The organism is Haloplanus sp., from assembly GCF_028275055.1.
In the GTDB taxonomy this organism is placed as follows: domain Archaea; phylum Halobacteriota; class Halobacteria; order Halobacteriales; family Haloferacaceae; genus Haloplanus.
The window spans coordinates 1-22594 of the sequence record NZ_JAQCNJ010000032.1 but is presented as its reverse complement, the minus strand read 5'-3'; the positions used below and the strand labels follow the sequence as shown (position 1 = coordinate 22594).

Sequence of the window (22594 nt, the reverse complement as noted above, 5' to 3'; positions counted from 1 at the left end):
GAGCACCCGATCGCCCCGTACCGAAAACATGTGGATCAGCCGAAGCGGGAGGTCAAGCGGGAAGGCAGCCGAGCGGTCACGGCGCTCCTCGTGGTCGTCGAGACCCTGTTTCTCGCCGCGAATCTCCCACAGGTCCGAGAACCACCGGTTGCGCTCCTCCCAAAAAAAGGCGCTCTCGTAGCGCCGGTCGTCGCCCGGCGGGAACGACCGGGTGTCTCCCTTCCGAAAAAGGAGGATATACTCGTGTTCGAGGGTGACGTAGGCGTTCGGCGGGAGAGTGCCCGAGCCCATGAACTTCGTGAGGCTGTTTGTCGGCTTGCGCCAGAGCACGTCCGGCAGGGGCGTCAACCCTCGCGTGCGGAGGGCGTCGACGATCCGGGCGTGGTTGGGGTACTGCTGAAACCGGCCGTCGACGGATCGTGTCGCGTCGCCGACGTTGACACAGACGATGCCACCCGGCGCGAGAACGCGGTCGACCTCCGACCACACGTCGTCGAGTTGTGCGTGCATCAGTTCGAACGCGGCGTCGCCATCGCCGGCATCCAAGGCGGCTCGGACGCCCGGATCGCGGGCCGAAAAGAGGTCGTCCCAGAGGTCGATCATCGGGTACGGCGGCGACGTGACGACGAGATGGACAGACTCGTCCGGGACGGCGTCCATATCGGCCGCGTCGGCGGGGTAAAGAGCGTGCGAGGTCCGCATCGCTCCCACGTCCCCGCCGGCGGCAGGTATCGGTGTCGGTTCCGAACGCCCCGACCTACTTATCCGTCGGGCCGTCGCCCCGACCTACTTATCCGTCGGGCCGTCGCCCCGACCTACTTATCCGTCGGGGACGTTGCTACAGCCATGTCCGCGCCCGCTCGGATCGTTTCCCTCGAACCGGCCGCCACCGTCACTCTGCGGGAACTCGGCGTTGCCGACCGCCTCGTCGGCGTCACGGCCCACTGCCGGGACGAACTCGACGGGGCGGCGACCCCGACGGTGCTTGGCGGGTGGCTCACCCCCGACCTCGACCGTCTCGACGCTCTCGACCCCGACCTGGTCTGTACCGGCGACGCCCTGCAGGCGGAGGTTCGGAACGCGGTCCGCGACCGAGGGCTTCCGGTCCATCATACGACTGCCGACACGCTCGACTCGGTGATCGAGAGCTTCTCGGCTCTCGGCCGGGCGATCAGGCGGCCGGAGGCGGGCGAGCGGTTGGCCGAGCGGAGCCGGGATCGACTCGACCGTGTTAGGGAGCGCGTCCCCGAGACCGACCGGCCGACCGTCTACTGCGAGGAGTGGGCCGACCCGCCGATGGCCGCCGGCAACTGGGTTCCCGATGCCGTGACGACCGCCGGCGGGCGCTACCCCTTTGTCGATCCGGGCGAGCGCTCGCGGCCGGTCGACGGCGACGAGGTAGAGGCCGCGGCCCCCGACCACGCGGTGTTGCACATCTGTGGCCGCGGCGAGTGCGCCGACCCCGCGACGGTCACCGACCGAGAATGGGCCGTCGATCCGGCGGTCCACGTTCTCGACGACTCGCTGCTGAACCAGCCGAGCCCGAACCTGATCGACGGGATCGAGCGTCTCGCCGACCTGCTCCACTAGTCGGAGTCGATGTCGGGATCCGGGTCGGGCGCGTCGGGCGGGTCGGTCTCGCCCGTCTCGTCGACGGCGGCGGTCAGGGAGACGTTGAGCGCAAGCATCGAGGCGACGCCGCCAACGACGGTGACGAGGTTCTTTACCGCGTGGTCGAGAACGGCCGCACCGAAAGCCGTCGGGCCGGTCACGGGCGTTAGCCCGGCGATCAGAAGTGTAAACGCCGCCTCGTAGAGGCCGATCCCACCCGGCGAAAGGGGTAATACCTTCGCGAGGTTACCGACGCTCACGGCGAAGAAACTGACGGCGACGAGCGTCGGGGGCGCCAGCCCCACGTCGAAGGCCGCGAGAACGAGAATCGCCGTCACCACGTCCAGCCCCCAGATTACGAGACTGTTCGCGCCGATGCGGGCGAAGGCGGTACGGTCGGCGGCGACCGTCTGGACATCGCCGACAAAGCGTTCGAGGATCCCGGCGGCGTAATCGGCGTAGGAGTCGGTGCTCACGCGGGCCAGCGACCGACGGATCAGGTTCCTATCGCGGCGCGCGCTGGCGACGATGACCGCGAGGACGATGACGGCCGCGGCCGCGACGCCGGCGGCGACGGTGAGCGCGACCCGGGCGCTCCGCGGGTCGACGCCGGGGACGCCCCCGGAGACGGCCGACACCACCTGGTCGGCCGACCCCGTGACCACGAAGCCGACGAGCACCGTCGCGCCGAGAACGGTGATGGTCAGGAGGTCGAACACGCGCTCGACGGCGAGGGAGGCGAAACCGGTGGGGTAGGGGATCGACCGCCGCGCCTTTACCACGTACGCACGGACGGCGTCGCCCGCCCGCGCGGGAAAGACGAGGTTCCCGGTCTGGCTGATAAACACCGCACCGGTCAGAAAGCCGAGCCGCTCGCGGTAGCCGAGTTCGTCGAGGATGTCGCGGTAGCGCGCGCCGCGCAACGGCCACGAGCATAGGTAGACGAGCGCCGCGAGCACGACCAGACCGCGGTCTGCGCTCTCCAGTTCCCGCAGGACGGCCCCCGGGTCGAGATACAGCGTCATCAGGGCGAGTGCGAGGAGCGTCAGGAGCGCCCCCGCGCCGACGCTCACCCGGCGGGTGATCCGGGGGCTCACCGACACCTGCCACCACAGCCGCAGGATCTGGCTCCCCATCCCGAACACGTCGCGCACGAGGTCAACCTTCGTGTCGCCTTTCGGCTCCCACTTGACGGGGAACTCCGCGACGACCAACCCGGCCCGCTGTGCGCGGATCAGGAGTTCGGTGTCCCAGAACCAGTGGTCGTCCTCGACGTCGTCGCGGAGATGGGTGAACGCCTCGCGGCTCAGTGCTTTGAAGCCACACTGGTGGTCACGAAGCGAGGAGCGAAGGAACAGACGGACCAGTCCATTGTACACCTTTGACGGCACGCCCCGCTTTGTCGGCCGGTCGGCAACCTCACCGGGAAGCCAGCGCGACCCCGTTGCCACGTCGGCGTCGCCGGAGCGGACGCGCTCGACCAGTTCTTCGAGATGGCGCATGTCCGTCGCGAGGTCGGTGTCGAAGTAGACCAGCGTGTCGCCGCCGGCGGCCGAAAAAGCGCGTTCGAGCGCACCGCCCCGGCCCAGTCGCTCGTCGCTGTGGACGTGTCGGATCCGGTCGTCCTCGGCGGCGAGGCGGTCGGCGATGGCCGGCGTCCGGTCGTCGCAGCCGTCCTCGGCGACGAGCACCTCGAAAGCGCCGGCAGGGAGAAAGCCCGCGAGCGTCGACAGCGTCGTTGCCACCGTCGACTCGATGGTCCCGGCCTCGTTGTACGCGGGGAGGACAACGCTCACCTCGACGTTGTCGTCGAAACCGGTGCCAGCCCCGGGATGATCCATTTGGCTGGGATGGTCGGGCCGTATTCAAGAACGTTCCGTCTCGGTCCACACCGGGGGTTCCGGCCGCCGCGAGGGGAGAGTCCACGAGCGCGCTGGATTCGACGGTCGTGAGCGTTCTCGTACTGTTCGGACGCTTGATGGCGAGTGCTTTTTCGAGTACCGAAATTGCGGTCTGCTCGTTCTCGACCGGGCGGTTGGACGGCCGCGGGGCGCCGACGCCGGGCGAGCGTCGTTTTCGACCTTCTCGACGGCACTATACCGCCTGCCGGTGACGTTGCTCGTCGGCAACCACGTCGTCAACGTCGCAATCGACATCCTCGCGGTTCTTTTTCCGAACCACTTCGCCGAGGGATGGTCGCTCCGGAGGGCCCGCCCTGTCCGCCGCGTTGAGCGTGGTCTCTTTGGGGTCGTCGGGTCCGATGTCAGCACCCGGCGTGTAGGGCGTTGGCGGCGACGCGGCGAAGGAGCGAAGTGACACGCCACCCAACGATAGACCGTGAGAGAGTTCGAGCGCAAACAGCTCCTCGAACGCGTCGAACGCGAGGCCGCGACGGTCGGGGCGGAGATTCCCGAGACCATCGCGGTCCAAGGCGAGGAGGTTGATCTACAGGAGTTCGTCTTCGAGATCAAACGCCGCGAGACGGTGCCGTCGGGCGAGCGTGACCGGGTAGAACAGGCGAAGCGGAGCCTCCGGCGCGAGCGCATCCAACGGCTCGAACGGATCGAGAACGGGGAGGTGAGTTTCGACGAGGGCGAGCGGTTGGCCGAGAGCATCATCGGCATCGACCGTGCGCTCGACGCCCTCGAAGGGCTGAACACCGACCTCGAACGCGAGGCCGAGGCACAGGAGGCCGCCGACCGCAAGCGCTGGATGAAGTTCCTCCGGAAGGCGCTGGGACACGATGACACCAGCCACAACACGCGGGGGCGGCCGTGAGTCGCAACGAGGAGGTAGCCACCCGGTTCGAGGAGATGGCCGACCTGCTGGAGGCCCGGGACGTCGAGTACAAGCCACGGAGCTATCGTCGGGCCGCGGAGAACGTCCGCGACCACCCCACGCCGGTCGAGGAACTGGCCGCCGAGGGGAGAGACGCCGTCAAGGGGATCGACGGTGTCGGGGACGCGCTCGCGGCCAAGATCGTCGAGTACGTCGAGACGGGGGAGATCGAGGAGTTGACCGACCTCCGTGAGTCGTTACCGGTCGATATGGCGGCGCTGACCAGCGTCGAGGGGGTCGGCCCCAAAACAGTCGGGAGCCTGTACGAGGCGCTCGGGATCACCACCCTCGACGAACTGGAGACGGCCGCGCGGGGGGGCGAGATTCGCGAGGTCTCCGGGTTCGGTGAGACGACCGAATCGAACATCTTGGAGAGCATCCCCTTCGCCCAGCAGGCCCGGGACCGCGAGCGTCTGGGCGACGCCCGCCCGGTGGCGGAGGCGCTTCTCGACCACCTCCGTGAGGTCGACGCCGTAGCCCGGGGCGAGGTCGCGGGGTCGCTCCGGCGGTGGCGCGAGACCATCGGCGACGTGGACGTGTTAGTTGCGAGCAACGACGCGGCCGCGGCCATCGACGCCTTTCTGGGCTGGGACGCCGTCAACGACACCATCGAGTCGGGGACGACAAAGGCGAGCGTCCGCGCCCGGGGGATGCGGATCGACTGCCGGGTCGTCGTCCCCGAGGACTTCGGCGCGGCACTCCAGTATTTCACCGGAAGCAAGGCACACAACGTCCACCTCCGTAATCTGGCCATCGAACGCGACCTGAAACTCAACGAGTACGGCGTCTTCGACGTGAGCGGGGTCAACGAGGTGACGGGCCAGCGCGCCGGCCGCCGCCTCGGGGGGAGACACGAGGCCGACCTGTACGACGCCCTCGATTTGCCGCCGATCCCGCCGGAACTTCGCGAGGACCGCGGCGAGATAGCGGCCGCCCGCGAGGGACGGCTCCCGGACCTGCTGGTCGAGTCGGACCTCCGGGGTGACCTCCACACACACACCGAGTGGTCCGACGGGACCGAATCGATCGAGACGATGATCGCGGCGGCGGCCGACCGCGGTGACGACTACGTTGCGATCACCGACCACGCAACCGGACCGGGGATGGTCGGCGGTGTCGGCCTCGACGACGACCGACTCCGCGAGCAGATGGACGCGGTCGAGACGGCGGCCGAGGACACCGACCTGACCGTGTTCCACGGCGTTGAGGCCAACGTCGACGCGGAGGGCGGTCTCTCGGTCGGTGACGACCTCCTCACGGCACTGGACCTCGTGATCGCGTCGCCACACAGCGGTCTCGGGGCGGACCGCGAGACGGCGACCGAGCGTCTCGTCGGCGCGGTCGAACACCCCGAGACGGACGTCTTGGGCCACCCGACCGGGCGACGGCTCAACGACCGGGCCGGCCTCGACCCGGACCTCGACCGGCTTGTGGCCGCCGCCGCAGACGCGGGGACCGCACTCGAGGTCAACGCTAACCCTCGCCGACTCGACCTGAACGACGAGGCGGTGCGGGTGGCCGTGGAGGCCGGAACACCGATTGCGGTCGACACCGACGCCCACAGCGTCGGAGGACTCGACCTCCGGCGCTACGGCGTTCACACGGCGCGTCGCGGATGGGCCGAGGCCGCAAACGTGGTCAACGCCCGGTCGGCGTCGGGGCTACAGTCGTTCCTGCGGTGAGTGGGGATAACGACGGCCGGGGCGAGCGGTTCCTTCTCGACGCGATGCTCGGAAAGCTGACGACGTACCTCCGGATGTGTGGGTACGACGCCGCCTACGCGCTCGACCGCGACGTCGAGGCGGACGACGAACTCCGACGGATCGCAGACCAGGAAGAACGGACGCTTGTCACGCGTGATACCGACCTCGCCGCCCGGACGGACGGGGCTTTCAGCCTCTCGGCACGCGACGTCGAGACACAGTGTGACGAACTCCGGGCGGCGGGTGTGGCGCTGTCGCTCCCCGACCGGCCGCGGCGGTGTGGGCGGTGTAACGGCCGGCTCGAACCGGTCGAAGACGGGGTCGAAACGCCGGACCACACACCCGACCCGACAGCGGGTGTCTGGCGGTGTGGACGCTGTAACGGGTACTTCTGGAAGGGCAGTCACTGGGAAGACGTGAGACGGCGGTTGGGTTGAGACCCGATCGATAGAATGACACAGCGGTGTGCCCACCCAAAAAAGCGACACGCACGCAGGAGAACCCGGCGTGTCGTGGGAGCCCCGTTCACTCGCGTCATCAGAACATAAGACGAAAGTGAAAAACAACCAACCAAAATACGTGGCTGCCGAACCGCCGTTATGGATCGCTTACCGCTCCGAAACGAGGAGGAGCCACACCCACCGGTGAGTGTAGGCTGTTACGTGCGGGCGACAGCGACCGAGCCGTTCGTCCATGACGTCGTCGAGACGGTACACGCCTACGGTGAGAACGGAGTGTTCGAGGAGTACACGGTCGAATTCTGGCCGGACGAACTCTGCCTGACCGGCGGTAGAAAAGAACCCGTCGTTCTTTCGCGTTACCGGCAGTTGCAGGCGTGGGCCGACGATGAGGATGTGTCCCTCGAACCGGCGTTTAGGCGTCGTGAGCGAACGTCGGTGGTGAACGAAACCTCCGAGACGGTGCTCGTGCTTCCGGTACTGTGTCTGGCCGTTCGTGTCCGTGGGGAACTCGTCGTCGTCGCGCCACACACCACCGGAACGACGCCGTACACGGTCGGAGATGCGCTAGCCGACATCGAGTCCCTCTCCCGTCCCGGATGCACAGGGAGCGAAAAGCTTCCACAGGGGAATCCGATCCGTTCCGCGTCGGCGGTCCCCGCCGCTGAGGACCGGTCGGCCGATATGGAACACTCGGAGTAGCGAACCCGTTGTTGTGACGGTCCGAACGATATGGTACCAGTTCCGTGAGCCGCTAGCGCCCGCTCCAGTCCTCGCAGGCGTCCATATCGGCCATTACGCCGTCGTGGAAGCCACAGTAGGGCTGGATGCCGCGTTCGGTCCTGACGTACTCGAAGTGTTCGCAGTTGCCACAGTAGCGGTCGGCGGCATCGGTCGACGTGTCCGTTGCGGTCGTTGACGTCCACGAGGTGTCGCCCGTGTCGTCGGTGGCGGTCGACCGGGAGCGCGACGACGGACCGCGTGGGCCGGTCGGCGATGACGGCTCGGCACCGCCGTCACCCGGCCCGGTGACCGACGCAACCTCGCGGAGTTCGTCGTCGTCGGCGCCGCCGTCGCTCATCTGTGTGCCGACGGTCCCCGTCGGGGTATCGGTGCCGCCGAGGCCGACGCTTCCTTTGGCCGTCGACCGGTCGACCTCGATCACCTTCGTTTCGCCCTGTCGGGTAACCTCCATCGTGACGGTGCCGCCGGGGTCGTTCCGGGTTTTGAAATTGGCGATGCCGACGAACAAACACCAGAACGTCGTGAGCGCGCCGAGAAAGTAGACGCCGACGGTCGGCAGGGTCAGGTCGATCATGCCGGGTGCACAGGTCGCCCCGGACCACCGGCAGGGGTAGGCGTGGGCGAAGAGGGCAACGCCGAGAACGGCGACGCTGGCGCCGATCCCTGCGGCGGCGCGGGTCGATCGCTTTGCCGGCAGGACCGCCGAAATACCGAGAAAGACGGCCGGGACGCCGAGGCCGGCGAGAATGCCGCCGTACTCCCGAACGTCGTACAAACTGACGCCGCCGCCGAGCAACACGTCGGTCGTGGCGACGACGATACCTGCAACGACGAGCGTGATGCCGACGAGAAACAGGCTCCCTCCCGCGTAGATCTGCCGGAGACTCGGGCCGCTCCGGTCGTCCCCGTGGTAGACCTCCCCGAGACTGGTCATAACTCATGCTATGCCGCCCACCCACAAAACGCTACGTCAGACGGACGCGTGACGGTGGGGCGATCGGTTGGTGCGAAGGGATTAACTCCGGGGCAACGGTAGTGGCGTGCATGGCTGAGGATGCGGACGACGACGAGGGACCTGCGGTCGAACTGGGTGAGGGCGAACCGGTCGAGGGCGCGCCCCTCGCACGGGTGGCCTCGCGACTCACCTGGCCACAGAAAGCGAGCGCCGTGCGACAAAAGGAGGGGGACGCGACGATCCGGACGCCCGACGGCCCACGGACCGTCGGTTCGGCGCTCGATGATGTCGACGAGACGTACTTCGACACGCGACAAACGTTTCTCTCTGCGATCCGGTCGGTGATCGGTACCGGCCCGGTCGCCACGGCCGAGGAGTGAGGTGTCGCTCCACCGGTTCCCCCTTTCTTGGGTTCAGCGGTCTCTGCTCGTCGGACTCGTTCTCGCGGTCGTCTGGTCGCTCTGGGCCGTTCCTCCGACGAGCCTCGGCGCTCGACTCGTGCGCGACATCGTCGTGTTCATCTGTGCGCCCGTCGCACTCGCGGTGAGTCACGGCCGCGATCTGGGGTGGCGGGTCGACCGCCGGGCGATCCGGAACACCCTCGCACTCGCGGTGTTCGTCACCCCCTTCTATATCGTCGGATCGTCGTTGCCGACGATTCGGGCGTACTACCCGATGTGGGCGACGAACACGGCGCTGACCGCCTTTCTTCCCCACGCTGCCGCCCAGTTTCTCGTCGCCGCGGCCGCCGAGGTGTACTACCGGGGGTTGCTCTGTGTCGGCGTCCGCGAACTCGGGGTCAAGAGTGTCTTTATCAGTCCCGTCGCCTACGCGGTCCACCACGTCCACAAGCCGCCGATCGAACTCCTTCTCTCTGCCCCGACCGACGTGCTCTTTGGGGCGGTCGACTACCACAGCGAGTCCATCCTCCCGTCGATGGTGGCTCACGGGGTCGGTCTCGCGTTGCTGGATTGGCTGGTGTTACACCCGCCGCTGATCCCGACGTCGGTCGTCGTCAGGTGGTTGTCGTGGCTTCCGCTCCCGGTGTGACTTTACGCCCGGCGAGCGTAACTCACACTATGTCGCTCCCAATCGACCCGACGCTGATCGAGGGTTCGAACATCGGGGAAAAACGGGCGGTCTTGGAGATGAACCACGAGAGTGCGGTCGAACACGTCCGGAAGACGTTCGCCGCGGCGGGCTTTGGCGTTCCCGTCGAGTTCTCGCCGTCCGACCTGCTCAACGAGAAGGTGGATGCGGACCGCGACCCATACTACGTGCTGGGGGCGTGCAACCCCGAGATGGCCGATCGGGTGCTCGACGCGAGCGACCGCCGGATGGGCGCGTTGTTTCCCTGTAACGTCATCGTGTGGGAGGAGTCGCCGGGACGACAGGTCGTCTACCACGTCAGCATCATGCGCATCGGCCGGCTTGTCGGTCTCGCACCCGACGACGAGGCGATGGCCGACATCGTCGCAGAGACGGGCGAGATGGTCGACGCCGCCTTTGGGGCGCTTTAAAACTCCGAGAGCGTGGTCTGCAGGCCGGCGACCATCGCCGACTTGCGCCGAAGTGTCGACAGCGACGTGGGGAGGAAGCCAACGACCCCCTGAACCGCCTCGGTGAGCGTCTCGGCGGTGGCGTGGTCGTCGTCGTCGAAGGCGTTGCGGACGCCCTCACGGACCTGCCAGACACCCGCCGGTCCCCAGTAGTCGTCCGAGACGTGCCGGAGAACGAGACATTTCGCCTGCCGACCCCGGTCTTCGAGATGTTCGAGAACGCCGAGGCGTGCGGCGTGGTACGCGCCGGCCGTCTCCTCGACGTAGCCGGTCCGGCCCTCGTACCCTTCGCGGTCGGCCGCGAGCCACGTGCCTGCCTCGGGGTCCGGGTTCCAGACGCTTCCCGGCGCCTTCAGTTCGACGAGTTCGTACTCCCACCGGCCCGGGGCGAGGATCACCCAGTAGGCGTTGCCGAGAAACGCGTTGCGGTGGATTTCGACACCGTCGACGCTCGGAGCGTCGCGTAACGAGCCACGGAGGTACCGGCCGACGGTGTCGTCGACGGCGGTGATCGACCACCGCGTCGGGACGAGTCGGCGGTCCGCTCCCCGGCCGAGTGCGCCGGCCGAGAGGACCGTGTTCACGTCGTAGACGTCGAACCCACGGCGGTAAAGGTAGGTGATCGCCCCCTCGGCGCGCCAGTCGTCGTCTTCGAGCGTCTTCTTTATCGGTGCCGGAACGTGTGGGTTCTCGCCGAGCGTCGCCGACTCGGCCGGGGCGCGCGGGCCGGTCGGGGCCGAAGCGCCGTCGGCGTCGAAGTCAACGCGGGGGTCGTCGCCGAGGCCGAGTTCCACGTCGACCGGGCGGTCGGCGATGGCCACCTCCCGGCCGACGCCGACAACGCCACCCCACGTCTCGGCGACGTCGACGGACGACGACCGACTGGCGTTCAACAGACTGGTTCGTCGGCGGAACACCTCGTTTAAATCGATGCCCTCGTCGTACCACGCGCCGCTCGTGACGAAACTGTCGGCATCGCTCTCGTTACCGACCGGCGAGAGGATGCCCGTCGACACCTCCGGGTAGTTCGACCGCCCCACAAAGATTGACGACGAGACGCTACCGACGACGGAGTCGCCCGACACCGTCCGCTCGATGCGGTCGGCGACGGACTCGACATGATCGAGAATGGCGTAGGATTTCTCCATGGCGAGTCGCCGTTGCTCAGCGCGTTTGTCGGCCTCGATGTCGACGAACTCGTCGAGGCGCATACCCGAGATACCGCCGGACGGGGTTTGAACCTGTCGTGCTAACTGTGGATACCCATCGCTTCGATCTGTTCCTGATACCGGTTGCGGATGGTGACCTCGGTGACCTGCGCGACGTCGGCCACCTCACGCTGGGTCTTTTTTTTGTTACAAAGCAACGAGGCCGCGTAGATGGCCGCCGCCGCGAACCCGGTCGGCGATTTCCCCGAGAGCAGCCCCTTCTCCGAGGTGGTTTCGATGATCTCGTTTGCTTTTGCCTGGACCTCCTCGCTGAGTTCGAGTTCCGAACAGAACCGGGGAACGTACTTTTTTGGATCGACCGGCTTCATCTCCAACCCGAGTTCCTGTGAGACATAGCGATAGGTCCGACCGATTTCCTTGCGTTCGACCCGCGATACCTCCGAAATCTCCTCCAGCGATCGAGGGATCCCCTCCTTTCGGCAGGCGGCATAAAGGGCTGCGGTAGCGACCCCCTCGATCGACCGCCCGCGGATGAGATCCTCGTTGAGCGCCCGTCGGTAGATCACGGACGCGACCTCCCGTACCGACCGGGGGACGCCGAGCGCAGACGCCATCCGATCGATCTCGGAAAGCGCGAACTGGAGGTTCCGCTCGCCCGCGTCCTTCGTCCGGATGCGCTCCTGCCACTTGCGCAGTCGGTGCATCTGTGAGCGCTTTCGAGAGGAGATAGAACGTCCGTACGCGTCCTTGTCCTTCCAGTCGATGGTCGTCGTCAGCCCCTTGTCGTGCATCGTCTGGGTCGTCGGCGCGCCGACCCGCGATTTCTCCTGTCGTTCCTTGTGGTTGAACGCCCGCCACTCCGGACCGGGGTCGATCTGTTCCTCCTCGATAATGAGGCCGGTCTCCTCGTGTATCAGTTCACCATCGGCCGTTCTGACGAGGTCCTCCGGGTCAAGGTCCTCCGGGTCGAGGTCGACATCCTCGCTGGCCTCCGTCTCGTCATCGCCCTGCCATCGCGTCCGGTCGTCCCGCTGGCGGGTGGGCCGTGTCATCCCATTTTTATATTCGCAGTTCACGGTTACTTAATTCTGGTGCCGAGAGCCGTCCGAGCGGCGACGGCGAGAGACCCCGGCGCGTATATTTTTCGTGGCTCATCGGCGTCCGGTAGGGCTATCCGTCGAGCGGCGCCAGGTCAGCACGTGAGACGAACTGCACTCGCGGTCGTACTGGTGGCGATGGTTACACTGGCCGGGTGTTCGGCGGTCCCCGGCGGCGATCCCGACGACGGTGGGGGCGCGTCGCCCCGGTGAGAGGGTTGCCGTCGAAAACGACGCCGCGGGCGCGACGGGTGTCAACCAGACGCTCCGCGTCGAGGTGGGGGAAGATCTGGCCGGTAGCGAGTGGACGGCAGTCGGGGCGACCTACCCTCGTGAGGCGTTCACCGTCGACGGAGCCGCCCACGAGGAGGTCGTTCTCGGTGTCGACACCGACGGTGACGGGGAGATCGACCGGCGGTTCGACGAGACACACGTCAGCGGCTAACAACAACGCCTACTCCTTCGACGTGACACTCGACACCGGCTACACGCTTCAACAGGGCGATGTGATCGTTCTCGGCTACCCGGCTGTCGACAACCCGTCCGAGCCCGGCGAGTACGAGGTCGACCTCCGGGTGAACGGCCAAGAGATCACGACAACGGCGGTCACCATCGGGTGACCACGGTCGGGGGCGGCGGGGACATGGTCGTGTTTTGAGAGCGGCAAAGAACTTATTATCCGAAGCGTATATCGTCTCAGTGGTGTGTCGCGAGATGAACCGGGAGCCGGCATGGGTGTCGGCGATCCGGTTGGCGTTGCTCGAAGGCCACGTCGATGTCGAGAGTGTGATCGAGGAGGCGAACCTGATCGACGGGCGGGAACGGACCGTCCGTGACGTGCTCTCGACGATGGCCGAGCGAGAGCTGCTCAAGCCGATCGGCGAGGACGCCTACGTCCCGGGGACGACGCTTCTCGAGTCCGACCGGTTCGACCTCGACTTCGACCGGGCCTCCGAGGGGGGAACCCACCGCTGGAAGTCGGCAGGATGAACGACATAGCGTAAGCTATGTATTCACTAGGGGAGTACCGTGTCTCGATGGGGAAACTCACAGACACAAAAATCTCCGAAAAGAACCTCACGACCGTCCCGAAGCCGGTTCGTAACTTTCTCGACACCGGCGCAGGCGACCGGATCGAATGGCACGTCGAGGACGGTCGGGTCGTCGTCCGGACGGACGGCGAGGGGTGACAAACGGGCTACAGGTCCGAGGGCACGTCGACATCCCGCCGGACGCCGGGATCGGCCGTTTCGATCAGCCGCCCGTGTTTCAGCAGGATCTCCCGTCCGCCCACATCCCCGGCCACGTCGACGAGAGCGTCGAAAAAGCGCCGGCCGAAAAGCACCGGGTTTCCCCGCCGTCCCTCGCAGGCGGCCGCGAGGGCGTCGCCCACACCTGCCGCATACGCGTCGACGAGCGTACCGATGGTCGACGGCGCGACAAAAGGCATGTCGCCGAGTGCGACGACAACGGCGTCGGCGCGGTCACGGATCGCCCGGACGCCGGTCCGCACCGACGACGCTTGTCCGGTCGCATACGCGTCGTTGTGGACAATCTCGGCACCGAACCCCGACACGGCGTCGGCAACGCGGTCCGCGTCGTGGCCGACGACGACCGTGACCGCCTCGACCGGTCCAGTGGCGAGCGTCCGGATAGCGTGGCGGACGAGAGGGTCGCCGTCGTGGGTTGCGAGGAGTTTGTTCCGGTCGCCGTAGCGGTCGCTGGTCCCGGCGGCGAGAAGGATTCCCTCGACCCGGGCCGCCGTTCCGGTGTCCTCAAACGGCGGGTCGACGACGGGCAGTTCGCTCATCGTTCGACGACCGGGTACGGCACGACGTCGACGGCGTCGCCACGGGCGACCCCCGAGTCGGTGAGAACGAACCCGTCGGCCCGCGTCGCCCGCGTACTTGAGGAGAGGACGCTCGGGTCGAACATCTCCTTATACACCGAGAGCGCAGAGTCGGCGTGGCCGAGGGGCATCGCGTCGCCGTCGTCGAGCGTGACGGGGATGGCGTAGTCGAAACCACCGACCCCGATGTCGACGGCACGGGCCATCCGTGCGGAGACGCTGGGGAGCGACGGGTCGCCGGTGAAAAACGGCCGGGCGATGAGCGTCGTCACGGCGTGAGCGCCGACGGGCTTGCCCGGGATGGCGAAGGCAACGGCGTCGTGGTCGGGGAGTTCGGCGACGGCGATCGGCTTACCCGGGCGGAGTCGGACACGGTGAAAGAGGATGTCGCCCAGTTCGGCGAGTGCGCGGACGACAAAGTCCTTGTCGCCGACGCTGGTCCCGCCGGTCGTGACGACCACGTCGTACTCGTCGGCGAGGGCGTCGATACGGGACTCGACACGGTCGTAGTCGTCAGGGACGGTCCCCTCGTGTGTGGCGTCGTGGCCCCACGCCCGGACCAGACCGGCGAGCATCGCGGAGTCGAGGTCGCGCTGGCGACCCTCGTGGATCTCCGTCCCGGTCGCAAGCAGGCCGATCGAAAACCGGTCGCGGACGGTCACCGTTTCGATCCCGAGGTCCGCGAGAAGGAGTGCGTCCTTGGGTCCGAGTCGTTCCCCCGCCTCGACCAGTCGCTCGCCTTCGGCGACGTTGCTGCCACGTTCGTAAACGTAGGTTCCGGGGTCGAGGTCGGTCCCCTGCAACCGGTCGTCGTCGAGTCGCGCTTCCTCGCGTTTCAACACGGCGTTTGCCGACCCCGGTAGGGGTGCGCCGGTGGCGATGCGGACCGCCTCGCCCTCCCCGAGCGCCGGGGGATCGTCCTCGGGGAACACCTCGGCGTCGACGAGGTCGAACGGATACGACTCCGTCGCGTCGAACGCGAACCCGTCCATCGTCGCGTGACTGTGTGCGGGAACGTCGTTCGGGGCGGTGATCGGCTCCGCAACCGCACGGCCCGTGATCCGGTCGAGCGCGACCGTCTCGGTCCCGAGTCGCGGCAGCCACGCCGCCCGGAGGTCACGGACCCGTTCTGCCCCCGCTTGCCACCGAAGCAGGTCGTCGTGAGAGTGTGTGTCGTCGTCGGTCATGGGTTTCGTGTCAATTGATAGTATGGTCCCTGCCGGTAAATTTCACCAACATTTATGTTCGTGTTTGTCCATACCATGTCTTGTGCTAATAGTATGCACATAGTGGAGGGTTATAAAAGATGATGGGTAGCGACCGACCAAGCCGACGACGAGGGATCGACCGATGAACTTTGAGGGCGAATTCGAACTGGAAGGCGTCCCCCCGGAAACGGCGTGGAGCGTTCTCTCGGACCCGATGGCGGTCCGAGACGCGCTGAAGGGGTGTCGGTACATCACCCCGATGGACGACGACTTCAATTTCGACAAGTACGAGGCCAAAGAGGACGTCGAGATGCTTCCGGAGGCAGACCCCGACGTGGTGGCGGATCGGGCGTTCGACGCCGACCAGAAGTACGCGGCGTTGATGCAGGTGGGCGTCGGAAGCGTCAAACCGCAGTTCGAGACGACGGTCACCATCACCGACCGCGACGACGAAAGCTTCGAGATGCTGGCGAGCGGCGGCGGCGACGCCAGCGGAAGCAGTTTCAGTATGAACTCGGGGATGCGCATCCACGAGTTGGAGAACGGCGAGGGCTCCCGGATCGAGTGGTGGACCGAGGCCGACATCTCGGGCCGTATCGCACAGCTCGGCTCCCGGGTCATCAAGCCCGTCTCGGATAAGATCGTGAACAACTTCTTCAGCAACATCCAACAACAGATGACCGACGTCGACGAACAGGCCAACAGCGGCGTCACCGACAAGCTCCGGAACATGCTATGAAAGCCGCACAGTTCGAACACCACGAACCCACGACGGTCGACGAGGCGGTCAGCCTCCTCGAAAGCCTGGACGAACCGACGATCCTCGCGGGCGGGCAGAGCCTCGTGCCGATGCTCCGGTTCCGGCTGGCTCGCCCCGACACCGTCGTCGACATCAACGGCATCGACTCGCTCGATTATCTCCACGAGGACAACGGCTACCTCAAGATGGGCGCGCTCGCTCGTCACGCGGATGTCGAGGACTCGGAGGTCGTCGCCGACCACTACGGAAGTCTCGCCGACGCGGCCCCGCTGATCGCGGACCCACAGATCCGCAACCGCGGCACCGTCGTCGGCTCCATGGCACAGGCCGACCCCAAGGGCGACTGGGGGAGCGTGCTCCTCGCCCACGACGGTGAGGTGGTCGCGCGTGGCCCCGCCGGCGAACGGACCATTCCGGCCGATCAGCTGTTTCTCCTCCCCTACGACACCTCGCTCGGGGAGGACGAACTCATCACGGAGGCTCGGGTCCCAGCCCCGGTCGATGGCGAAGGAAGCGCATACCACAAGCTGAAACGCAAGACCGGTGACTACGCCATGGCGGGTGTCGCCGCGCGGGTCGTTCTCGACGACGACAGGCGGATCGAGGAGGCGGGCATCGGGATGACCGCGGTGGATATCACGAACGCCCGCGCGCCCGAAGCCGAGGACCACCTCGTGGGCGAGCGACCGAGCGCCGACCTGTTCGAGGAGGCGGGCGAACTGGCTGCCGAGGCGTCGAACCCCGAGTCGGACGAACACGGTGACGCCGCCTACAAGGAGCGGATGGTCGACGTGCTGACACAGCGAGCGCTCGGCGATGCCGTCGAGCGTGCCGGCGTCGTCAAACGGAGGGTCACACAGTGACTGAGACACGCGAGATCACGCTGACGGTCAACGGAACGGAACACACCATCGAGGTCGAGCCGCGCCGACTGCTCGTCCACGCCATCCGGGAGGATCTGGATCTGACGGGCACCCACATCGGCTGTGACACCGGCAACTGTGGGGCGTGTACCGTTCTCAAGGACGGCGAACCGGTCAAATCCTGTCTGAGCTTCGCGGTCCAGGCCGACGGGAGCGAGATCATGACCGTCGAGGGGATGGAGGACCTGCCCGAGGCAAGCGGGGAACTCCACCCGTTGCAGGAGGGCTTCCGGGAGGAGCACGGCCTCCAGTGTGGCTACTGTACGCCCGGCATGATCATGTCGGGGAAGGCGCTGCTTGATGAGAGTCCCGACCCAGACGAAGACGAGATTCGGGAGGCCATCAGCGGCAACCTTTGTCGGTGTACCGGCTACCAGAACATCGTGAAGTCCATCGAGTACGCCGCGGAGGAACTGAAGGAACCGGCAGCCGCGGACGGCGGCACCGTCACCGCGGAGCAGCGGTTCGCTGACGACGACTTCGACTGTGGCGTCGAGGACTGTTGTGGCGGCCCGTCGACGAGCGCGACCCACATCGAGGGGGCCGACCCGCAGTTCGACGACGCGGGAGGTGACACCGATGAGTAGCGAATCCGACAACACGGCCGAACCCCGGGAGTATCAACACGACGACGACGGCGGCCCACAGCCCGAAAAACACTGCGGCCACGGCCGCGGCGGCATGGGCGAGGAGGTGACCCGCAAGGAGGACAAACGGTTCATCACCGGTCGCGGCAACTACGTCGACGACATCAAGAAACCGCGGATGCTCCACTGCGAAATCGTCCGGAGCCCGCACGCACACGCACGAATCGAGGATATCGACGGCTCGCGGGCCATGGCGCTCGACGATGTCGTGGCGGTGCTGACCGCCGATGACCTGCTGGAACACGACCTGGCGACGATGCCGACGCTCATGGACGATACCCAGGACGTCCTCGTCAACGACAAGGTGAAGTTCCAGTCCCAGGAGGTGGCGGCGGTTATCGCGACCGACCGCTACGCCGCAAAGGATGGTGCCGAAAAGGTCAAAGTCGAGTACGACGTGCTCGATCCGGTCATCGGTGCCGAGGAGGCCCTCGAGGACGACGCGCCGGTCATCCGCGAGGAACTCGACGGGCAGGACGACAACCACATCTTCGACTGGGAAACCGGCGACCCCGAGGCGACCGAGGAGGTGTTCGACGCGGCGGCGGTGACCGTCGAAGAACAGATGGAGTACCAGCGGCTCCACCCGGCCCCCATCGAGACGTGTGGCTGTGTTGCGGACTGGGATCCGGGCGATGATAAGATGACCGTCCACATGACCTCACAGGCACCTCACGCCCACCGGACCCTGTTTTCACAGGTGTCGGGGATCCCGGAACACAAGGTGCGGATCGTGAGCCCGGACGTGGGCGGGGGCTTCGGGAACAAGGTTCCCATCTATCCCGGCTACGTCGTTGCCGCGGCGGCGTCGTACGTTCTCGAACGACCGGTGAAGTGGGTCGAAGAGCGCTCGGAGAACATCCAGACAACGGGATTCGCCCGCGACTACGACATGACGGGCGAACTCGCCGCGACGGAGGACGGCGAGATCAAGGGCGTCAAGGTCGACGTTCTCGCCGACCACGGCGCGTACAACGCGGCTGCCCAGCCGTCGAAGTTCCCGGCTGGCTTTTTCAACATTTTCACCGGATCGTACGACATCGAGGCGGCCTACGGATCGCTAACGGGGGCGTACACCAACACGGCTCCTGGCGGCGTCGCCTACCGGTGTTCGTTCCGCGTCACGGAGGCGGTGTATCTCATCGAGCGGATGGTGAAGGTGCTCGCGGACGAACTCGACGTCGATCCCGCCGAAATCAGGCGACAAAACTTCATTCCGTCGGACGCGTTCCCCTACGAGTCCGCGACGGGGTGGAACTACGACTCCGGCGACTACGAGAAGGCCCTCGACAAGGCGCTGGAGATGGCCGACTACGAGCACTACCGCGAGGAACAACAACGGCGCATCGAGAACGACGCCGACAAACTCATCGGTATCGGCATCTCCTCGTTCACCGAGGTGGTGGGTGCCGGTCCCGGCAAGCAGTGTGACATCGCAGGTATCGAGATGTTCGACTCCGCCGACCTGCGGGTGAACCCGACCGGCAACGCGGTGTTGCGCGTAGGCGTCCAGACCCAGGGGCAGGGCCACGAGACGACGTTCGCACAGATCGTCGCGGAGGAACTGGGCATGGACGTCGACGACATCGTCGTCGAACACGGTGACACGGACACCGAGCCATACGGGTTGGGCACCTACGGGTCGCGGTCGACGCCGGTCGCGGGCGCCGCGGCCGCCGTTGCCGCACGGAAGGTTCGTGACAAGGCCAAATCCATCGCCGCGAACGAACTCGAGGCGGCGGAGGAGGACATCGAGTGGGACCGCGAGTCCGGCGAGTTCCACGTCGTCGGCGCGCCGGACCGCTCGATCACCATCACGGAGATCGCGGCTGGGGCATACATGAACCACCCGGGCGACGAGGAACCCGGGCTGGAGGCGACCAACTACTACGACCCGCCGGAGATGACCTACCCCTTCGGATCGTACATCGTGGTCGTCGAAGTCGACCGCGAGACCGGCGAGGTCGACTTCGAGAAGTTCGTCGCGGTCGACGACTGTGGCAACCGCATCAACCCCATGATCATCGAGGGGCAGATCCACGGCGGCCTCGCACAAGGGATCGGTACCGCGATGATGGAACACGTCACCTACGACGACAACGGCAACGTCACCGGCGGTGACTTCATGAACTACCTGTTGCCGACGGCCAACGAGATCCCCAACTTCGAGACGGGCCACACCGTCACGCCCTCGCCCCACCACCCGATCGGGGCCAAGGGCGTCGGGGAGTCGCCGACGGTCGGGTCGCCGCCGGCCATCGTCAACGCGGTGGTCGACGCGATGAGTCACGCGGATGTCTCACACGTCGAGATGCCGATGACGCCCGACGCCGTCTGGGAAGTGCTGGACGAGGCCGGACTCGCCCTCGAACCCAGCGCGAACGTTACCTTCGAGTTCGACGACACGACCGAGGAACCGGCCGACGACTGAGCGAGCGAGGACGGACGGCGGACTGCGACCCGCCGACCGTCCGTCCCCGCCACCGCCACACCGAGCACCACGGGATCATTATAGATGACACGGGACGAGACGCGACGGAACGCATCGACCGACAAACTGGAACGGACGCTCGCGGAGCGCGGCGAGGCGTACGCCCGAGTGACGGTCGTCCGCCGAGAACCGCCGGTGTCCGCGAACGTCGGCGACCGCGCGGTCGTGACCCGGGACGGCAACATCGAGGGCTGGATCGGCGGTATGTCGTGTGCACAGTCGATCGTCGCCGACGAGGCGACCGCGGCCGTCGACGACGGCGAGCCGCGACTGCTCGGGATCGCCCCGGACCCCAACGGTGTCGACCGGCCCGGGCTGTCGGCGTTCCCCATGACCTGTCACAGCGAGGGTGTTCTCGAGCTGTTCGTCGAGCCGGTGACGCCGGCGCCGGATCTGCTTGTCGTCGGCGGGTCGCCGGTCGCCCGGTCACTTGCCCGCCTGGCAGCGGAACTCGACGTCGACGTAACGCTCGTCGACGCCGACGGCGAGGGCGAGGGTGACCTCCCGGCCGAAACGAACGTCGAGACGACGACCGACCCCGCCGACCTCGTGGCGTGTGTCGGTCCGGAGCCGTTGGTGGTTGTCGCGTCGATGGGCGAGTGCGACGCCCGCGGGGTTACCGCGGGCGTCCGCGCCGATGCGGCATACGTCGGTCTCGTCGCCAGCGACGCCCGAAGTTCGGAGGTGATCGAGCGGGCGGCAAGGGTGTTGGAGACGGACGCCGACACGGTTCGCTCGGCGGTCACCAACCCCGCAGGTGTCGACGTTGCGGCCCACACGCCGGCCGAAATCGCGGCGAGCATTCTCGCCGAGATAGTCGACGTCCGGGGTGGCCACGAGACTGCCGCCGCGACCACGGTGGGCGGTCCAAGCGCCGGGGGTGACGAGGCCGACGAGGCGACCGACCCGGTGTGTGGTATGACCGTCGATCCGGCCGACGCGGCCGCGAGTGTCGACCACGACGGGGAGACGTATCATTTCTGCTGTGGGGGCTGTGCGGAGTCGTTCCGCACCGATCCAGCGGCGTATCTGGCCGATGACGAGTCGACAGTCGCGCCATGACCGGGGACGACTCGCCGTTCGACGCGGTGTCCGAATCCGACCTCGAAGACCGGTTCGAACGGGCGGACTACGTCGCCAACGACCGGACCGTAACGACGGTCAGTCTCGCGCTCCGACTCGCCCGGCCGTTGTTGATCGAGGGACCACCCGGGAGCGGAAAAACGGAACTCGGAAAGGTGCTCGCGGAGTCGTTCGACACCGAGTTGATTCGGCTCCAGTGTTACGAGGGATTGACAGCCGAAAACGCCCTCTACGAGTGGAACTACACGAAGCAGTTGCTGGCGGTGCAGGCCGACGAGGGAACGGTGGCGAGCGGCACCGACGACCGGTCGGTCTTCGACGAGGAGTATCTGCTGGAACGACCGCTGCTTCGTGCGCTCACGGCCGGCGACGGGACGCCGCCGGTCCTGCTGATCGACGAAATCGACCGTGCGGACGAGGAGTTCGAGGCGTTCCTGCTGGAGTTGCTCTCGGACTTTCAGGTGTCGATCCCCGAGTTCGGCACCGTGAGCGCGGCCCACCCGCCGATCGTCGTGCTCACGTCGAACCGGACACGGGGGCTGAGCGACGCACTCAAGCGCCGGTGTTTGTACCTCCACGTCGAGCCGCCGGCGTTCGAGGAGGAGTACGAGATCGTCCGACGGAAGGTTCCGGAACTCGACGCGGCGGTCGCGGCGGAGGTGTGTGCCGTTGTAGAACGTCTCCGGGAGGAGGCCTTTCTCAAGCGCCCGGGTGTTGCGGAAACGCTCGACTGGGCCCGGGCGGTTGCCCGGCTCCGCCGGGACGACGACTCGCTGGCGGCGGCCGATATCGAGCGAACGATCGGCTGTCTGTTGAAGGAGGTCGAGGACGTGGAGCGTGTCGATACGAGCCTGCTGGAACAGCTCCAAGCGGCCGCGGCGGCGGCCGAGGATCGGATCGAAGCGTGACGATGGCCGGGGACTCAGACGGGCTACCGGACGGTCTCGACGGCGAACCGGACGACGACGTTCCCGACTTCCGGGCGGCGCGACGACACGTGCTGATCGAGGTTCTGCGCCTCGCGGCCCGCCTCCGGAGCGACGGCGTCAGCGTCCCGACCACGGGATCGCTCGCGGCTACGCGAGCGCTCGCGGTCGTCGGGCTCGGCGACGAGGCCCGCGTCAGGGCGGCCCTGCGCGCGACACTGATTACCGAGTCGGCGGGGCTTGAGGCCTTCGACGAGGCGTTTCCGGAGTTCTGGCACCGGCTCCGGACGGGGTTGGACGCCATCGCGACGGACCACGAGGGACCGACACCCGGCGACGACGAGGACGGGGAAGGGCCGGCGGCGGACGACACCGAGACGCCGGACGATCCGGACGTACTCTCGGACGCCGACGTGCCCGAGATGGACGGCGACGGGGGTGGCGAGGTGGAGGTTCGTGTCCCTACGGAACGGCGGCACGCGACCGGGGACCGCCCGACCGAGACCGGAAGCGGCGACGCCCGGCGGTACAGCGCCGTCGGCGAGGGCGAACAAGTCGACGTCGACGCGGCGC

At 66.9% G+C, this 22594-nt stretch carries 26 protein-coding genes and 1 pseudogene; 19 read left to right on the top strand and 8 right to left on the bottom strand.

Annotated elements, in window-relative coordinates; all coding sequences use genetic code 11:
* On the bottom strand, positions 1–702 hold a 702-nt coding region (locus Q0925_RS04265), incomplete at its 3' end, for a DNA-methyltransferase (protein ID WP_299332196.1).
* 144 nt (positions 703–846) lie between these two features.
* On the opposite strand from Q0925_RS04265, the gene Q0925_RS04260 reads away from it, so the two are divergent.
* Positions 847–1590 carry a helical backbone metal receptor gene (locus Q0925_RS04260; RefSeq protein WP_299332194.1) on the top strand — a complete coding sequence of 248 codons (744 nt, stop codon included), beginning with the start codon at positions 847–849 and terminating at the stop codon, positions 1588–1590.
* Here the strand turns inward: Q0925_RS04260 and Q0925_RS04255 are convergent.
* Both Q0925_RS04255 and Q0925_RS04250 read right to left on the bottom strand, forming a co-directional pair.
* Positions 1587–3452 carry a flippase-like domain-containing protein gene (locus tag Q0925_RS04255; RefSeq protein WP_299332192.1) on the bottom strand — a complete coding sequence of 622 codons (1866 nt, stop codon included), beginning with the start codon at positions 3450–3452 and terminating at the stop codon, positions 1587–1589. The genes Q0925_RS04260 and Q0925_RS04255 overlap by 4 nt on opposite strands.
* A 253-nt stretch (positions 3453–3705) precedes the next feature.
* Complete coding sequence (locus Q0925_RS04250; protein WP_299332190.1) at positions 3706–3930, bottom strand: hypothetical protein; 225 nt, start codon at positions 3928–3930, stop codon at positions 3706–3708.
* Between the two features lie 18 nt (positions 3931–3948).
* Between Q0925_RS04250 and Q0925_RS04245 the strand changes: the two genes are divergently transcribed.
* The 4 genes from Q0925_RS04245 to Q0925_RS04230 all read left to right on the top strand — a co-directional run bounded on the left by Q0925_RS04245 (position 3949) and on the right by Q0925_RS04230 (position 7312).
* Positions 3949–4389 (top strand): DUF5788 family protein, encoded by a 441-nt coding sequence (locus Q0925_RS04245; RefSeq protein ID WP_299332188.1) that lies wholly within the window; start codon positions 3949–3951, stop codon positions 4387–4389.
* Positions 4386–6131: a DNA polymerase/3'-5' exonuclease PolX gene (gene polX, locus Q0925_RS04240; protein WP_299332186.1), complete on the top strand. Its 1746-nt coding sequence runs from the start codon at positions 4386–4388 to the stop codon at positions 6129–6131. The genes Q0925_RS04245 and polX overlap by 4 nt, the downstream gene beginning before the upstream one ends.
* A complete protein-coding gene (locus Q0925_RS04235; RefSeq protein ID WP_299332184.1) occupies positions 6128–6589 on the top strand; it encodes a Mut7-C RNAse domain-containing protein in 462 nt (153 codons plus the stop codon). Before polX ends, Q0925_RS04235 begins: the two co-directional genes overlap by 4 nt.
* A 162-nt stretch (positions 6590–6751) precedes the next feature.
* Complete coding sequence (locus tag Q0925_RS04230) at positions 6752–7312, top strand: HTH domain-containing protein (protein ID WP_299332181.1); 561 nt, start codon at positions 6752–6754, stop codon at positions 7310–7312.
* 52 nt (positions 7313–7364) lie between these two features.
* Here the strand turns inward: Q0925_RS04230 and Q0925_RS04225 are convergent, their stop codons facing one another.
* The gene (locus tag Q0925_RS04225) at positions 7365–8288 is read right to left on the bottom strand and encodes a DUF7139 domain-containing protein (protein ID WP_299332180.1); all 924 of its coding nucleotides are present in this window, start codon (positions 8286–8288) and stop codon (positions 7365–7367) included.
* A gap of 110 nt (positions 8289–8398) precedes the next feature.
* Between Q0925_RS04225 and Q0925_RS04220 the strand changes: the two genes are divergently transcribed.
* The 3 genes from Q0925_RS04220 to Q0925_RS04210 are packed head-to-tail and all read left to right on the top strand — an operon-like array spanning position 8399 to position 9829.
* Entirely contained in the window at positions 8399–8689 is a 291-nt protein-coding gene (locus Q0925_RS04220) for a DUF5789 family protein (protein WP_299332179.1), read from the top strand.
* Position 8690: 1 nt separating this feature from the next.
* On the top strand, positions 8691–9359 hold the full coding sequence (locus Q0925_RS04215; protein WP_299332177.1) for a CPBP family intramembrane glutamic endopeptidase: 669 nt from the start codon (positions 8691–8693) through the stop codon (positions 9357–9359).
* Positions 9360–9388: 29 nt separating this feature from the next.
* The gene (locus Q0925_RS04210) at positions 9389–9829 is read left to right on the top strand and encodes a DUF302 domain-containing protein (protein ID WP_299332175.1); all 441 of its coding nucleotides are present in this window, start codon (positions 9389–9391) and stop codon (positions 9827–9829) included.
* Here Q0925_RS04210 and nreA read toward each other — a convergent pair.
* Both nreA and Q0925_RS04200 read right to left on the bottom strand, forming a co-directional pair.
* Positions 9826–11079 (bottom strand): DNA repair protein NreA, encoded by a 1254-nt coding sequence (nreA, locus tag Q0925_RS04205; RefSeq protein WP_299332173.1) that lies wholly within the window; start codon positions 11077–11079, stop codon positions 9826–9828. The two genes, Q0925_RS04210 and nreA, sit on opposite strands and share 4 nt — an antisense overlap.
* 38 nt (positions 11080–11117) lie before the next feature.
* A complete protein-coding gene (locus Q0925_RS04200) occupies positions 11118–12089 on the bottom strand; it encodes a transcription initiation factor IIB (RefSeq protein ID WP_299332171.1) in 972 nt (323 codons plus the stop codon).
* 235 nt (positions 12090–12324) lie between these two features.
* Between Q0925_RS04200 and Q0925_RS04195 the strand changes: the two genes are divergently transcribed.
* The 4 genes from Q0925_RS04195 (at position 12325) to Q0925_RS04180 (ending at position 13324) form a co-directional block, all read left to right on the top strand.
* Complete coding sequence (locus Q0925_RS04195; RefSeq protein ID WP_299332169.1) at positions 12325–12579, top strand: hypothetical protein; 255 nt, start codon at positions 12325–12327, stop codon at positions 12577–12579.
* Between the two features lie 22 nt (positions 12580–12601).
* Positions 12602–12754: a hypothetical protein gene (locus Q0925_RS04190; protein WP_299332167.1), complete on the top strand. Its 153-nt coding sequence runs from the start codon at positions 12602–12604 to the stop codon at positions 12752–12754.
* 94 nt (positions 12755–12848) lie between these two features.
* Complete coding sequence (locus tag Q0925_RS04185) at positions 12849–13124, top strand: hypothetical protein (RefSeq protein ID WP_299332165.1); 276 nt, start codon at positions 12849–12851, stop codon at positions 13122–13124.
* A 17-nt stretch (positions 13125–13141) separates the two neighbouring features.
* A complete protein-coding gene (locus Q0925_RS04180) occupies positions 13142–13324 on the top strand; it encodes an AbrB/MazE/SpoVT family DNA-binding domain-containing protein (protein WP_299332164.1) in 183 nt (60 codons plus the stop codon).
* Positions 13325–13332: 8 nt separating this feature from the next.
* On the opposite strand, the gene Q0925_RS04175 is transcribed toward Q0925_RS04180, so the two are convergent.
* A complete protein-coding gene (locus Q0925_RS04175; RefSeq protein ID WP_299332163.1) occupies positions 13333–13944 on the bottom strand; it encodes a nucleotidyltransferase family protein in 612 nt (203 codons plus the stop codon).
* The gene (locus tag Q0925_RS04170) at positions 13941–15170 is read right to left on the bottom strand and encodes a molybdopterin molybdotransferase MoeA (RefSeq protein WP_299332162.1); all 1230 of its coding nucleotides are present in this window, start codon (positions 15168–15170) and stop codon (positions 13941–13943) included. The genes Q0925_RS04175 and Q0925_RS04170 overlap by 4 nt, the downstream gene beginning before the upstream one ends.
* Positions 15171–15333: 163 nt before the next feature.
* On the opposite strand from Q0925_RS04170, the gene Q0925_RS04165 reads away from it, so the two are divergent.
* The 7 genes and pseudogenes from Q0925_RS04165 to Q0925_RS04135 form a co-directional block, all read left to right on the top strand.
* Positions 15334–15930 carry a CoxG family protein gene (locus Q0925_RS04165; RefSeq protein WP_299332160.1) on the top strand — a complete coding sequence of 199 codons (597 nt, stop codon included), beginning with the start codon at positions 15334–15336 and terminating at the stop codon, positions 15928–15930.
* Positions 15927–16814 carry an FAD binding domain-containing protein gene (locus Q0925_RS04160; RefSeq protein ID WP_299332158.1) on the top strand — a complete coding sequence of 296 codons (888 nt, stop codon included), beginning with the start codon at positions 15927–15929 and terminating at the stop codon, positions 16812–16814. The genes Q0925_RS04165 and Q0925_RS04160 overlap by 4 nt, the downstream gene beginning before the upstream one ends.
* Entirely contained in the window at positions 16811–17461 is a 651-nt protein-coding gene (locus tag Q0925_RS04155; RefSeq protein WP_299332156.1) for a (2Fe-2S)-binding protein, read from the top strand. The genes Q0925_RS04160 and Q0925_RS04155 overlap by 4 nt, the downstream gene beginning before the upstream one ends.
* Positions 17454–19952, top strand: a complete 2499-nt coding sequence (locus tag Q0925_RS04150) for an aerobic carbon-monoxide dehydrogenase large subunit (protein ID WP_299332154.1) — start codon at positions 17454–17456, stop codon at positions 19950–19952. The genes Q0925_RS04155 and Q0925_RS04150 overlap by 8 nt, the downstream gene beginning before the upstream one ends.
* 84 nt (positions 19953–20036) lie before the next feature.
* On the top strand, positions 20037–21074 hold the full coding sequence (locus Q0925_RS04145; RefSeq protein WP_299332152.1) for an XdhC family protein: 1038 nt from the start codon (positions 20037–20039) through the stop codon (positions 21072–21074).
* Entirely contained in the window at positions 21071–22003 is a 933-nt protein-coding gene (locus Q0925_RS04140) for an AAA family ATPase (protein ID WP_299332151.1), read from the top strand. Before Q0925_RS04145 ends, Q0925_RS04140 begins: the two co-directional genes overlap by 4 nt.
* Positions 22004–22005: 2 nt before the next feature.
* Positions 22006–22594 (top strand): annotated as a pseudogene (locus tag Q0925_RS04135) (VWA containing CoxE-like protein); the annotation flags it as partial.